Below are 13343 nucleotides of genomic sequence, written 5' to 3'. Positions count from 1 at the left end.
GATGCCTGTTTTTGCCGCATCATTAAAGCGTAAGCGTTATTAAAGCCAATTGGTTTTAACCATTTAATATGATAACGCTGGTTAAATACGTTTTTAACATAGGCGTAGGTTTTGTCTTTATCAACCGATAACGAGTCCACCGTTTTTTTATCCGGCTGTATAATTGCCAGCAGACCGGTACCCGTATATTCCGGGTAAAAGTCTATCTGGTTGTTTGTCAGGGCATCAAAACAAATTTTGGTACCCCCTAAACCTGTTTTTGTAGCCACTTCGTAATCCGTATAACCCTTTATCAGCATACTGTACATATTGGCTAAAATATATTGCTCACCAAATATTTTTGAACCGATGCGTACCGTACCTGCATGACCGTCGCGCTCCGGTTTCCATAAATTTTTTGATACCAGGAAATCTTTCGCCACACGCTCGGGCGTTTGGTGAAGATAATCAGTGCGGTAATTTAAATCTGTCATCACGCTATCATTTATTTTGCCCGATAGCAGATTTAATGTTTTTTCGAGGTCGGGAAACTGCTGCAAAGCTTCTTCTCGCACAATAGGCGCAGCATAGTAGGGCGGGAATATCCGCTTATCATCATGCAACACAACCAGGTTATAGGCTTTAAGCCGCCCGTCGGTTGAGTAGCCGCTGATAACATCCAGTTGGTTTTCATAAGCGGCTTTGTACATCACCGCATCGCTTATCACGATGGTATGAATTTTTAGTCCGTATTTACTTTGCAGGCCCAGGTTGCCATCCTGACGGCCCATAAACTCGGGAGTAAAACCTGCGGTTAGCTTACCACCATAAGCCGACGGAATAAAATATAATGAAGCCATTACCAACAAAACCACCGGCAAAAATTTAGTTGCTGTTTTTAATTTTTTAAGATTGAGGGTTTGCAATCGCGATAGCAAAAAATCAAATAGTATAGCCAGCAATGCCGCCGGAATAGCCCCCGCTAAAATCATGTTGGTATTGTTGAGGGATATGCCACCGAAGATGAATTCGCCCAAACCGCCTGCGGCTATGTATGATGCTAAAGTAGCAACACCCACATTAATAACCGTAGCCGTACGGATACCGGCTAAAATAACAGGCATAGCCAACGGCAATTCTACCTTCGACAGGATTTGCCATTTACTCATACCCATGGCTATAGCGGCCTCCTTTACTGCCGCGTCCACCCCGGTAATGCCCGTATAGGTATTACGAATGATGGGCAGCAAGGCATAAAGCAATAAAGCAACAATAGCGGGTTTTGCGCCGATACCCAGCAACGGTATCATAAAACCCAATAAAGCAATGCTGGGGATGGTTTGTAAAACACCCGCCACACCCAAAACAGGGCCGGATAATTTTGTTTTGCGGGCGATGAATATACCCAACGGCAACCCTATGAGCACTGCTATAAACAATGATATAAAGGTTAGCCCGATATGCTGCAAGGTTTGTGTTGCCAACTTATCGCTCTGCTGGGCCATAAAGCCCCACAAGGTTTGTTGCTGCTCACCCATGCGGCTGCTCCTTTTTATAATTATAAAATGCCGCCATTAACCGCTCAAATTCAGTTTGACTTTCTTTTGAACCATCAAACTTCAGGTTTTCAAGAGTCTCCCATACGTTTTTACCAGTATTCGCCTCAAAAGCTCCCCCTTTAGGGGGCTGGGGGGCTATCTTAAACTCCAATTGCAACCGTTGATCTTTTAAAAATCCCTTTACAAAATCATTTGCGGGTTTAAACAATAATTCAGCAGGGGTGCCGGATTGAACTATTTTGCCATTGTCCATTAAACAAATGCGGTCGCCCAGTTCAAAAGCTTCCTGTACATCGTGGGTTACCATGATAATGGTTTTGCGTTTCAGTTCATCCATTACTTTAAACTCGCCGTGTATTTTTGAGCGGGTAACGTTATCCAGCGCGCCAAATGGCTCGTCCATTAACAGTACCGGCGGATCGGCAACCAAAGCCCTTGCCAGGCCCACGCGCTGCTGCTGCCCGCCGCTTAACTGGTTGGGGTATTTATCTAAATAATCTACAGACAGGTGGAGCTTTTCTATTAGTTCATTTATACGTTTATCTGTTTTGGCTTTGTCCCACTTTAATAATTGCGGTACAATAGCAATATTTTCGGCCACGGTATAATGCGGGAACAGGCCGTTATTTTGAAGTACGTAGCCAATACCCCGGCGTAGTTCTTCGGGTTGTTGCTCCAGGATGTTTTTGCCATTGATAAAAATTTGCCCGCTTGTAGGTTCAATCAAGCGGTTCAGCATTTTAAGCGTGGTGGTTTTGCCGCAGCCACTGGTACCCAGCAATACCAGGTTCTCGCCCTCTTTTACCTCGAACGAGATATCATCAACGGCCTTAACCTTGCCAAATACTTTGCTTAATTGGTTAACTTTTATCATAAAGACATTTAATGACCATTAGTCGCGCGTATATTAACTCACCCGGTCATCGCTACGCTCGACCACCCTCTCTATGCTAGAGAGGGGATTTATATTTGTACTAATCAAGAACCCTCTTTCCACCGGAGACGAAGAGAGGGTTGACAAACGCGGTGATGTCGGTGTGCGTCCTCGCCGCCTAATCATCCAACCTCATAAATAAATTATTTAACGACTCTGAATAAGTTGGATGCGCAAATACAAAGTACCGTATCTTGTCATAAGTAATACCGCCCTCCATGGCCATTTGCAGTACGCTCATTATCTCGCCGCCCTCGGTGCCTACAATAGCGGCACCTAATATTTTCTTGGTTTTAGTGTTTACAACCGCTTTCATTAACCCTCGGGTATCGCCAACCTCGGCGGCACGGGCAACGGCGGTCATGGGCATTACCACGGTTTTTATATTTTTAAGCTTTTGTTTTTTAGCCTCATCTTCGGTTATGCCTATACGGCCCAGTTGCGGATCGGTAAACATACAGTAAGGTACGGGACGGTCTTTGATGGATAGATTTTGCTTCTCTATTAAATTGCGGTATACAATGGTGTAATCATTATAAGCAATATGGGTAAATGCCTGGCCGCCATTAACATCGCCCAGCGCATAAATGCCGGGCACGTTGGTTTCCAGTTGGTCATTTACTTTAATGTTACCCCTATCGTCGGTTTCTACTTTGGTCTTTTTTAAGTTTAAAGTATCCGTTTGTGGTGCGCGACCCACAGCTACCAGTACGTGCGAGCATTTGATCATCATGGGTTTCCCATCTGCCACAATAGCCGCTTTGATATTGCCCTTCGCGGTTTTTTTAAAGCTGGTGGCCTGAGCATTGGTATGTATTTTTATGCCTTCGGTGGTTAATATCTCATGCATAGCTTCGGCAATATCCATGTCTTCACGGCCCAATACACGCGGTGCCCTCTCCAACATAGTAACCTCGCTGCCAAACCGTCTAAACATTTGTCCAAATTCCATCCCTATATAATTTGCGCCTATAATGAGCAAATGTTTAGGCACATAATCCAGTTCTAAAATAGATGTCGAGGTAAGGTATTTAATATCCCGCAGCCCTTCTATCGGCGGGATAATGGTTTTTGTACCTGTATTGATAAATATCCAGTCGCCTTTTAAATCAATAACACCGCCCTGGTTTAAAGCTACAGAGAGGGTTTTATCTCCGGTAAAAGTAGCGTCGCCAAAAATAAGGTCGACGTTAGGCATCTCTTCCATTGCCTTTTGGCTGCCATTGCGGGCATGCAGCACAATATCATCTTTGCGCTTTTTAATGCGCGGCATATTTACTGTATAACCTTTTATGGTTACCCCCAGCGCCGCGCTATGCGCGGCATCGTAAGCGGCCTTTGCCGATGCTACCCAGGTTTTGGTGGGCGTACAGCCATCATTAACGCAGGTGCCGCCTACCCATCGTTTTTCAATAAGCGCCACCTTTTTACCGGCTTTGGCCAGTTTTTTGGCTAACGGCACCCCCGCTTGTCCGGCACCAATAATTATCGCGTCGTATTGTTGCATGATCAATCTGTTATTTGTACGCCTTTCCAAAAGGCAATATGATCTTTAATATTCGCGGCAGCCTCTTTAGGCTCGGGGTAATACCATGCCGCATCGAGGTTTTGCTTACCGTCAACCTCTAAAGTATAATAGGATGCCAATCCCTTCCAGGGGCAGGTAGTATGCGTGTCAGACGGTTTCAAAAAATCAGCGTTAACACTTTCTTTAGGGAAATAATGGTTATTTTCAACTACTACGGTGTCATTGCTTTGGGCAATAACCTGGTTGTTCCAAATGGCTTTCATGGTATCTGTTTGGTTTTATAAATAAATATAGGGGTTATAAATAATAGAATTATAATACCAGCACACCATTTTTGTTTGATGATTGTAAACAAAATCAACCCGCCGGCCCTGCAACATTTTTTTTTTGAAACTTTATTTTTAAATTGTCTTTAAACGTATATCTTTGCAATCCCAAAATAAGGGTTATACCTTGTTAAAAAGGCCCGTTCGTCTAGGGGTTAGGACAGGAGATTTTCATTCTTCAAACAGGGGTTCGATTCCCCTACGGGCTACAAAGCCGCTTTACTAAAGTAAAGCGGCTTTTTTTTTGGACGTTTTTTTACTTCGCAGATTACAAATCTGCTTATATTTAAGTCCGGGATGGAACATTAGGGCTAACGGTTATTTTTTACCGAGGTCGGTTAAATATTTGATGAACTTTTTGTTTGTATAGTCGGTAACTCCTTCATGCCGAAACACCATCTTACCGGATTTATCTATAATGACAGTGGTGGGAAGTGTACCTGCAAACAAGTCGTCCGGTATTTGGCTGGTGGTATTATAAACAGGTAAAACAAATTGGTTCTTTACCATAAAGGGCACCGATTTGCTGAAATTATTATCCGCATCTACAGGTATGATCACGATGTCAGGATCAGTTTTTAACTGAATATACAATTGGTTAACAGAAGGCATTTCTGCGATACAGGGAGGGCACCAGGTAGCCCAAAAGTTAATCACTATCACTTTACCCTTTAGAGAAAAGAGGGACTGACTCTGACCCTTTTCATTCACAAAAACCAGGTCGGGAGATTGCTGAACTACTTTTTCGGAAGTTATATGCGGCTGAAAAAAACCTATTTCCATCAACCCTTTGATCAATAATGCCTTTGCAGAAGCACTAATCAGTAAGATGACAACAGCTATCATAAACACCCCATTCAGAATATTGGTGACGGTTAGTATTTTCTTCGGTTTTGCAACCAACGGCTCTTTTTTCATGATCGTTAGTTCTTACAGGCTTTTGATAGCTTCGCCAAGGTCTAAAACTTTTATTTTATCGCCAAAGGCGTTTTGTAATATACTACTGTCTGCTGCACTCCGGTAACCGCCGGCACAATGTACAACAAAAGGTTTGTTGATCGGGATTTCCATAACCCATTCCCTTAACTGGGGTTTTTTCCTAATATCAGTTATTAACCTGAAAAACAAGTAATGTTTATCAACCTTTCGGAACGGCACAGGACCCGAGTAAACAGGTGTTAAATATGCCCTGGTAAAGAAACAACAAACTAAATATCCCAATTGCCCAGTCCCTGTTCATTATCCCGATAGCCAGAAGAAAAATCCCTGCAAGTAAATAGAAAACCTGCCTGAAGGTCAGGCTGGTAATCCGCTTTAAAATTATTTGACCATTCATATTAATTTCTCCCTTTTAATTTTGATTTGGTTTCGTGATCAGGCCCAAAACAAGCCTATATATCAAATGTCCCATCAATGTCCCCATTACCATTTTTAAGGCATCGGGAGTATTTGAAGAAAATATACCCATGCCCATCATCGGCATTACCATCAACTGCATCAATACCCAGAGCACAACAGCAAATAGCATACCTCTTAAAGCGTAGGTCATGGAAAGCTTATCTCTCACCAAAAACACGTATAACATCGCCCATACAATGCCAATCATCAGGTGCATGGCCCAGCCTATCCATATAGGCATACCCATAAAATTTGCCATCATGTTACCAATCTTCATATCGGGCATTCCCATCATCGGCGCTATCAGCATTATTATGGTCATCACGGCAGTTGCAGCAATGCCGCCTGTTAGGGCTTGTTTTATTTTAATGTTATTCATGATTTAATTTTTTAACTGGGCCAGCCAGATTTAATAAGGCCAACCCAGTAGTGCTTTTTTAATTATTTGAATGATTTATCCTTTGGCAAGCGCTGCCATATATATTTTTTTAATTTCCTCATCGCTTTGAGCGAGACTAACTTGAGAAATTAGCTTTTTTGACTTGGCATCGATGAAATACAAAGTACCGGTATCAGTATTTTTTTTTGCGAATGATACAATGCCGACTTTTTTAAGCATCGGCTCAGAAGCCGCTTTTGTTTTATTGTCGGAGAGATCGTTCATCACGATCTGAACGTCCTTATTCGCCATCGCCATCGGCATGATGTCTTTTTCAAAACGAGGGCCGTTTGCCTGGCATATCGGGCACCAGGAAGCTTTGTTTACTAATGCGATAACTTTGGCGCTTTGGGCGAATCCGGAGACTGCAATTCCCATAAAAAGAAGTGTTGCTACTAATAACTTTTTCATTTGTTTGTGATTTAAGTGAACTATTTGATTAATATGTTCTAATAGTTGCTTCACATCACTAAACCTGACAAAAGAAATTTAATTTTTATTTGTTACCAATGGGAAGGGCCTTTAAGCGTACCGTAACTGCAAAACACACAACAATCACCCGGCTTAGGATTTAACATGGCTTTGCAACTTTCGCATTGATAGAAAAAAAGACAAGAATCCGGCGGCAATGATTCTTCTTTCTAGTGGCCGCAAAAAGGGCACGTAAGCGTTGATCTGATATCCTGACCCCGCAGATTCATTTTTACTCCTTTGGTAATTTTGAAAGAATACGAGTTTTTAATTCACCATTTTCTACCTCGGGAACTATTTCTACAGATTGCTGAGTGAGGTTATGACGAAGCAGTTTATCAATCAGCAGGCTTTGTTTCTGGTAGGCTGTACAGCCATCGCACATCGAAGTATGTAAGCGTAGTCTAATTCTTTCTTTCACAGATAAACCAACCAGCGACTGTTTCTCCATTAGCTCCGTTGCCTTTTTACAGGAAAGCATTAGCCAATTCATTATCTTTTTCATCCTTTACAATTTAAACCAGTTAATTTCAAGGCATTTTCTTAATTGCAATTTTGCCCTATGCAATATTTGCCAGAAATTAGTTGGAGTAATATTCAATTCCTGACAAATCCGTTCCCCATTTTTTTGTTCTATAAATTTCAAATGCACAGCAGACTGCCAATGCTCAGGCAATTTGCCGAGGCAAGACGATAAAACAATATTGAATTCCTTATCATCTAATAATTGATTTTCATCGGCATTCCACTCAAACGGTTTTTCCTTTTTTTTCCATCGGTCATCCTCGTCAAACATCGTTATAAAAATATTTCTGCCAGAGGTTGTACCCTCCATATCATCCGTTTGTACCGAATTTCGGTACTTTTTACGGTAATGTTCGGCTATCTTATTATTCAATATTGCTAAAAGCCAGGTCTTGGGATTACTGTCGCCACGGAATTTTTCCAGTTGCTGATATGCCGTTAAAAAAGTATCCTGCACGAGATCTTCAGCAGATTCCTTATTTGAAGTTTTGTATAGTGCCCAGGTATACATGGAATTGGTATACAGCCTTACCCATGATTCTAAGGTTTCAGAAGAAGTAGCCGAATTATCTCTGACGTCCATAAATTAATCTAGTATGAAATATAGCCTATCAAATCCTTAAAAAAACAAACTTATGCAAACTTATTAGCAATGTTGATTAAAACATTTGTATTCGATAACTCTTAAGCAAAGTACCCGCTACCGCGAGTTTGCTACTCGCGGTTAGCCAATTATTAGCAAAAAGCCGCTTTGTTTTGCGACAATTGCATCATGATTTTTAACTATACATATCTCTAAATATAAATTAAATAAAACCTTTCATCTCCAAATTTGCTTCAATATTATAAATTACCTTACCAAACCAAAACTCAAACAACCATGACTGATATTGAACCCACACGCACCGATATAGCCCACCCAAACCATAACAAAAAATATTCGCGCGGACTGAGGTTTTGGCATTGGGCCAATATGGTGGTCATTTCAGGGTCGCTTATTACGGTACTTATTAACTCCACATTGCTAGATCGCCGCGGTACTACCTCGTTAATTACAAGCGGACTGAAAGAAACCGGTGTTACAGTAACTGATAAGCAAGCAGGCAATGTTAGTCATGCCCTTAACGATAAAGTTTGGGAACTGCATACCTACTTTGGTTATGCGCTGGCAGCATTATTATTATTCAGGCTTATCCTGGAGCTGTTTCAATTGGCCGATCAAAAACTCATCCGGAAAATAAAAGCAGCTTACCTGCAATTTCAAACCACCAAAAAACAGCGCGAAATTGCCCGGCATGAGCTAACCGTAAAAATTATTTATGCTGGTTTTTACCTGTTGTTGATGGTCATGGCTATAACCGGGCTATTTCTTGCTTTTGAGAATTTGCTGGCCCCTTATAAAGCCATCCGGCCTACAGTAAAGGATGTTCATGGTTTTTGCATGTACCTGGTATTGGCTTTTATTGCTGTACACGTTATAGGTGTGTTTTTAGCCGAGCGCAAGGATAGCAAAGGCATTGTATCTGATATGATAAACGGCGGCGGCGAATAAATATTGATAAGGCAACTACAGTAAAATTTTAATGACAGACAACCTGATTGCGCCGAATATCGTATTATTGATAATAAAAACCATTGGCAACTTAAAATAATAGATGATGATCAAAAAATATTATTCTCTCGCTTTCTTTATTTTCTTCTCATTCCTAACCATTCAGTCTGGCCTTGCCCAATCAAAAATGTTAGCAAAAGGAGATGTGGCACCTGTATTTACCGCCCAAGCCAGCCTGGCGGGTAATGAATTTAATTTTTCAATGAAAAAAGCGCTTGCCAAAGGGCCCGTGGTAGTTTATTTCTATCCTTCGGCTTATACCGGCGGTTGCGATGCGGAAGCACACGCCTTTGCCGAAATGAAAGAGAAGTTTACAGCAGCGGGAGCCACCATCATAGGCGTTTCCGGAGATGATATTAAGCGATTAAATACATTTTCTGCTGATCCCGAATACTGTGCCGGTAAATTCGCCGTCGCATCAGACGCTGAAGGCAAAATCGCGGCAACCTATGGCCTGGTTATTAGCCCACCAAGGCTTGGAATGAAAGACGTACGTGGTATTGAGGTAAATCACGGTTTTATCCCGCGAACTACCTATGTAATTGGTAAAGACGGTAAAATTGTTGCCGTATTTTCATCGGAAACTCCAACTGCCCATGTTGAAAAATCGCTGGCGATTGTAAAAGCTTTATAAGCTTATAAGTCTGGGTTGATATTTGTTCTTGCTCGAAGCGACAAACAGATTATTTCCCTGTTATCAATTTCGCCATTGCAAATGCGGCTCCGGCTGCCAACGCGCCAATAATTACCACTTTTATTGCCCCGCTTAAGGCTGGCTGGCCCGTCATTTTACTTTTAAAGTAACCGAATATAAATAAGCATATAAGTGTTACTACGCACGAGTATCCCAGGGCCTCTTGTGCATGATCAATAAATATATATGGAGATAAAGGGATAATGCCGCCAACGATGTACGAAATGCCTATAGTAACAGCGCTTTTAGAGGCCCTGTTGGCGTTTGGCTCTTCAAGACCCAACTCATAGCGCATCATAAAATCAACCCATTTCTTCTTGTCCTTAGACATTTCATCAGCTATTTCCTGTTGCAAGGTTTCAGACAGGCCAAACTCCGCGAATACTTCTTTTACCTCCATCTTCTCCTGCTCAGGTACGCGATCTACCTCCGCATATTCGCGTTTTAATTCGGAGTTATAATGATCAACCTCGGTGCGCCCTGCCAAGTAACCACCCAGGCCCATAGCTATTGAGCCGGCTACAATTTCGGCAATACCTGCGGTAACCACCAGAGTTGACGCGCTTACAGCGCCGCTTAAGCCCGCAGCCAGGGCAAACGGCACGGTTAAACCATCAGACATACCTATTACAATATCCCTTATGGTTTCTGAACTGGTTACGTGGTCTTCGCTGTGCATATGCGGGTTTAATTATATGGCTAAATATACAATATTTTGAAGTTAACATTGAGGATGGCTTAAGGTTTTTAAAACATCAGCCAATAAGTCAACTTGCTATAAATATGGCATTACGCTAAGCAAATTAAATCAATACCTCCGCGTGAACGCGCTTTACGGCACCAGGAAATAATAGATCAGGTAGCAAATTTCGCCACCTGCGATAGCTAACACAAAGCCGTTAAAGCGTTTCTTTTTCATGAAACATATCATGATGATGCCGGTGAGCGATAACAAACTCATAAAAACAGCAGATACATCAATTAATACCGACCATTTTTTACCGGTATCCCGGCCCTTGTGCAAATCGTTCATTACCGCTACCAGGCCCAGGCTTGTTTCGTTTACGGTATAGGTACCGTTTTCGCGGTCAACAAAAGCATCGGCGCTATAACCCGGCCCGGCAAACGAAAGCGTGCACTGGCTATCATCAATTATAAATTCTTTAATGTCGCCTTTAATATGATGGTTATGTTTTAAAAACTGAACGATCTCCAGCTTGGCAATGGCGGCGGTATCTTTAACCTTAACCCATTTAAGCGGCACTTTGCCGGTAAACTTATTCATGGTTTGCTTACCGTCAAACCACTCGGCGTGGTTCAATGTTAAGCCGGTTACGGCAAAAAAAAGCACGATAACAAAACTTACCATTGACAGGTAAATATGCAGCCAACGAGAAAACGACGCCGTACGTTTTTGCCATAACGATTTAGGCGGTTTATCGGTTTTAGAAGTATGGTTAGCAGTTATTTTAGCAGGTGCTTTTGCCATTAATTTGACTTTTTTACATAATTAATAGTTGCACCGGCTATTTCAACATTACCTGGCAGATCAACTGGTTTTTGTGGCTTTGTAAAATCCAGCTCCTGCGTCATTAACTGGTGGGTGCCATGTTCGCGCGCGGCTTCTATTTTAATGCTGTATGTGCCTAACTTAACCAGGTTTCCTTTATCATCTTTACCATCCCATTTTATGGTGTATTTTCCGGCGGGTCTTGTAGCGCTGGTAGTTGAGCTAACGCTTTGGTCGGAGTCATAAAATTTATTGGCATAAGCATCATACCATGCGCTCATTTCGTTTAAATACTTTGTTTTGCCATACCAAAGAGCCAGGCTACGTACGGGTTTTTTATCCTTGTCAACCACCCATATCGCAATATATGGCCGGTGTACGCGCATGCCTTCAATCTGGTTCAATTCCAGTCCTACAACTAATTCATAATTGGGGTCCCAGGTTTTATCAGCGGGTAAAACATTAACGGTTTTAGTGGGTGCCACAGGCTTCATTTCCAGTGCGCTCCACCCGTTACTTTCCACACGTTTGCCGTTGCTGGTTATCAGCATAAACTCGGTATGCGGTATGGTTGCGGCAAGCGCTTTACTTTCATCAGGCGATAAAACATTAAAAGCTGTAGCCAGGGCCCCCGCATCAGTAGCATTATCACTAACCACTGTTGCGCTGATCACCTTATCGGCAGGCATGCCGGTACGTGGGTCAACAATATGCGAATACCATTGGCCATTTATTAATTCGCCGCGGCGATAGTTGCCACTTGTAGCAATAGCTTTGTTGTTTAATAGCAGCTTTGAAATTGGCGCATCATTTTCGGCGTCGGCTTTAGGGTTAGCTACCAATATCTGTTCCTGATGATCGCCCTTTAATACGATGTCCCCCCCTATGTTCATCACTATTGCCGAAATGTTGCCGGTAGCAAGTGCCACATCACATGCTTTATTCATGATGTAGCTTTTTACAAATGAGTTTAACATCAACGGGGCATCATCTAAATGCAGGGCGGTATGGTTAGCCTCGTTTAATTGCCAGTGTGGCTGTTTTACCGTTTTTACAGCGACGGCCAGGTCGGCAGCAGTTGGTATAGTATTGCGTTTAGCCGCGTCTTTCCACACGTTGCCCACAACCTCTGCCGATGCATCCAGCGCTCCCTGGCTTTTCTTTTGCCATTCATCAAAAAGAGCCATCACTTCATAAAGCTCGGGCGAAACCTTGGTTGGCCTTTTTTCGCCATGCTGCCATTTGCTAAACTCGCTCAACTTGTCATACCCGCTCAGTATTTTGTTTAACCTATCAATTTCGGCCATAGCTTTTGCCTCTGCCTCATCGGCAGCCGAGGTTGATATCGCAACTACTTTCATCTGGAATGAAGTGCCTAAAACGTTTTCGTAGTTGGTAACATACGTCCGGCTATATTTTTTACCTGGCGCAAAAGCGCTGCTTAAAACAATTAATAAGAGTAGTACTGAAACAGTTAGTCCGCGAAATTTCATAACAGGTTTTTAATTAACAACAACTCCAAAAATGCAAAAGTATTTTGAAGAAACTCTGAAGTTGGGCTTTGATAACGCTTTAGTTACAATGGCTTAACCTCGATAATTGTGATAGCCACTAAAAAATCTATGTAAAAATTTAATGGTATTGCATTTATTCAAATAACAAATGTTAATTTGACATTATATTTGGCGAGGTCGTTTAAACAAACTGCCGCTATAAACTTATTTAACCCATTATAATACTCCTAAAATTAAACACATCATGAAAAATGACACACATTTTGCAGTAAAAGCATTGCGTTTAAGCCTTGCCTTGCTTTTATGCACATCCATTAATTCGGCCTTTGCGCAGGAACGGAATATTCAAGGCCAGGGAATTGTTTTGCAGGAAGACGAAAAACCGGCTTTCCCGCATGCACCCGAAGGGTACGATAAACTGCGCCAGGGTATTCCGCATGGAAAAGTTGATACCGTAACCTACGACTCAAAAAGCGTGGGCACAAAGCGTAAAATGTCGGTTTATACCCCACCGGGATTTGATAAAAATAAAAAATATCCTGTGTTATATTTATTGCATGGCATAGGCGGCGACCACAGAGAATGGACTTCCGAAGACGCAGCGCATGAGGTATTAGACAATTTATATGCTGAAAAAAAGATAGTGCCTATGATAGTGGTGATGCCTAACGGACGTGCGCAAAAAGACGACCGTAATGTAGGAAACGTTTACGGTGGTTCGGCTGCATTTGCCGCATTTGATAAAGACCTTTTAGGCAGCATTATTCCATTTATGGAAGCAAACTATCCTGTAAAAGCCGACCGTGAGCATCGCGCTTTAGCGGGCCTTTCAATGGGTGGTGGCCAATCATTAA

General features: G+C 42.2%; 17 protein-coding genes and 1 tRNA gene. 4 read left to right on the top strand and 14 right to left on the bottom strand.

Translation table 11 applies throughout. The features are described 5' to 3' along the window. The 4 genes from ABI367_RS12720 to ABI367_RS12705 form a co-directional block, all read right to left on the bottom strand. The coding region (locus ABI367_RS12720; RefSeq protein WP_462229189.1) for an ABC transporter permease/substrate-binding protein at positions 1-1517 on the bottom strand (1517 nt) is incomplete at its 3' end. Beyond that, positions 1510-2412 (bottom strand): ABC transporter ATP-binding protein, encoded by a 903-nt coding sequence (locus ABI367_RS12715; RefSeq protein WP_462229187.1) that lies wholly within the window; start codon positions 2410-2412, stop codon positions 1510-1512. The genes ABI367_RS12720 and ABI367_RS12715, both read right to left, overlap by 8 nt. A gap of 178 nt (positions 2413-2590) precedes the next feature. After that, positions 2591-3979: a mercuric reductase gene (locus ABI367_RS12710; protein ID WP_462229185.1), complete on the bottom strand. Its 1389-nt coding sequence runs from the start codon at positions 3977-3979 to the stop codon at positions 2591-2593. A 2-nt stretch (positions 3980-3981) separates the two neighbouring features. After that, positions 3982-4263, bottom strand: a complete 282-nt coding sequence (locus tag ABI367_RS12705) for a DUF427 domain-containing protein (RefSeq protein WP_462229183.1) — start codon at positions 4261-4263, stop codon at positions 3982-3984. Positions 4264-4463: 200 nt separating this feature from the next. Between ABI367_RS12705 and ABI367_RS12700 the strand changes: the two genes are divergently transcribed. Next, positions 4464-4535 (top strand) — tRNA-Glu (locus tag ABI367_RS12700). 109 nt (positions 4536-4644) lie between these two features. On the opposite strand, the gene ABI367_RS12695 is transcribed toward ABI367_RS12700, so the two are convergent. From ABI367_RS12695 to ABI367_RS12665, 7 genes are all read right to left on the bottom strand, one after another. After that, positions 4645-5244, bottom strand: coding sequence for a TlpA family protein disulfide reductase (locus ABI367_RS12695; protein ID WP_462229181.1), 600 nt, complete (start codon positions 5242-5244; stop codon positions 4645-4647). 12 nt (positions 5245-5256) lie between these two features. Next, on the bottom strand, positions 5257-5397 hold the full coding sequence (locus tag ABI367_RS12690) for a rhodanese-like domain-containing protein (RefSeq protein WP_462229179.1): 141 nt from the start codon (positions 5395-5397) through the stop codon (positions 5257-5259). A gap of 280 nt (positions 5398-5677) precedes the next feature. Next, a complete protein-coding gene (locus tag ABI367_RS12685; RefSeq protein ID WP_462229177.1) occupies positions 5678-6103 on the bottom strand; it encodes a DUF6789 family protein in 426 nt (141 codons plus the stop codon). A gap of 75 nt (positions 6104-6178) precedes the next feature. Next, the gene (locus ABI367_RS12680; protein WP_462229175.1) at positions 6179-6574 is read right to left on the bottom strand and encodes a hypothetical protein; all 396 of its coding nucleotides are present in this window, start codon (positions 6572-6574) and stop codon (positions 6179-6181) included. Between the two features lie 92 nt (positions 6575-6666). Next, positions 6667-6792 (bottom strand): GDCCVxC domain-containing (seleno)protein, encoded by a 126-nt coding sequence (locus tag ABI367_RS12675; RefSeq protein WP_462229173.1) that lies wholly within the window; start codon positions 6790-6792, stop codon positions 6667-6669. Positions 6793-6866: 74 nt separating this feature from the next. Then, complete coding sequence (locus ABI367_RS12670) at positions 6867-7139, bottom strand: anti-sigma factor family protein (RefSeq protein ID WP_462229171.1); 273 nt, start codon at positions 7137-7139, stop codon at positions 6867-6869. A 3-nt stretch (positions 7140-7142) separates the two neighbouring features. Next, positions 7143-7742, bottom strand: a complete 600-nt coding sequence (locus ABI367_RS12665) for a sigma-70 family RNA polymerase sigma factor (protein WP_462229169.1) — start codon at positions 7740-7742, stop codon at positions 7143-7145. Positions 7743-8039: 297 nt separating this feature from the next. Between ABI367_RS12665 and ABI367_RS12660 the strand changes: the two genes are divergently transcribed. Both ABI367_RS12660 and ABI367_RS12655 read left to right on the top strand, forming a co-directional pair. After that, entirely contained in the window at positions 8040-8711 is a 672-nt protein-coding gene (locus ABI367_RS12660; RefSeq protein ID WP_462229167.1) for a cytochrome b/b6 domain-containing protein, read from the top strand. Between the two features lie 187 nt (positions 8712-8898). Continuing rightward, on the top strand, positions 8899-9405 hold the full coding sequence (locus ABI367_RS12655; RefSeq protein WP_462229165.1) for a peroxiredoxin: 507 nt from the start codon (positions 8899-8901) through the stop codon (positions 9403-9405). Between the two features lie 49 nt (positions 9406-9454). Here the strand turns inward: ABI367_RS12655 and ABI367_RS12650 are convergent, their stop codons facing one another. The 3 genes from ABI367_RS12650 to ABI367_RS12640 all read right to left on the bottom strand — a co-directional run bounded on the left by ABI367_RS12650 (position 9455) and on the right by ABI367_RS12640 (position 12468). After that, positions 9455-10144: a VIT1/CCC1 transporter family protein gene (locus tag ABI367_RS12650; RefSeq protein WP_462229163.1), complete on the bottom strand. Its 690-nt coding sequence runs from the start codon at positions 10142-10144 to the stop codon at positions 9455-9457. 153 nt (positions 10145-10297) lie between these two features. Beyond that, complete coding sequence (locus tag ABI367_RS12645) at positions 10298-10954, bottom strand: PepSY-associated TM helix domain-containing protein (protein ID WP_462229161.1); 657 nt, start codon at positions 10952-10954, stop codon at positions 10298-10300. Continuing rightward, positions 10954-12468 (bottom strand): DUF2271 domain-containing protein, encoded by a 1515-nt coding sequence (locus ABI367_RS12640; RefSeq protein ID WP_462229159.1) that lies wholly within the window; start codon positions 12466-12468, stop codon positions 10954-10956. The genes ABI367_RS12645 and ABI367_RS12640 overlap by 1 nt, the downstream gene beginning before the upstream one ends. A gap of 265 nt (positions 12469-12733) precedes the next feature. Here ABI367_RS12640 and ABI367_RS12635 point away from each other — a divergent pair. Next, the coding region (locus ABI367_RS12635; protein WP_462229157.1) for an alpha/beta hydrolase at positions 12734-13343 on the top strand (610 nt) is incomplete at its 3' end.

The sequence above is a fragment of the Mucilaginibacter sp. genome (genome assembly GCF_039935595.1).
In the GTDB taxonomy this organism is placed as follows: Bacteria; Bacteroidota; Bacteroidia; order Sphingobacteriales; family Sphingobacteriaceae; genus Mucilaginibacter.
The sequence above is the reverse complement of the archived record's forward strand: the minus strand, read 5'-3'. Positions and strand labels throughout refer to the sequence as shown.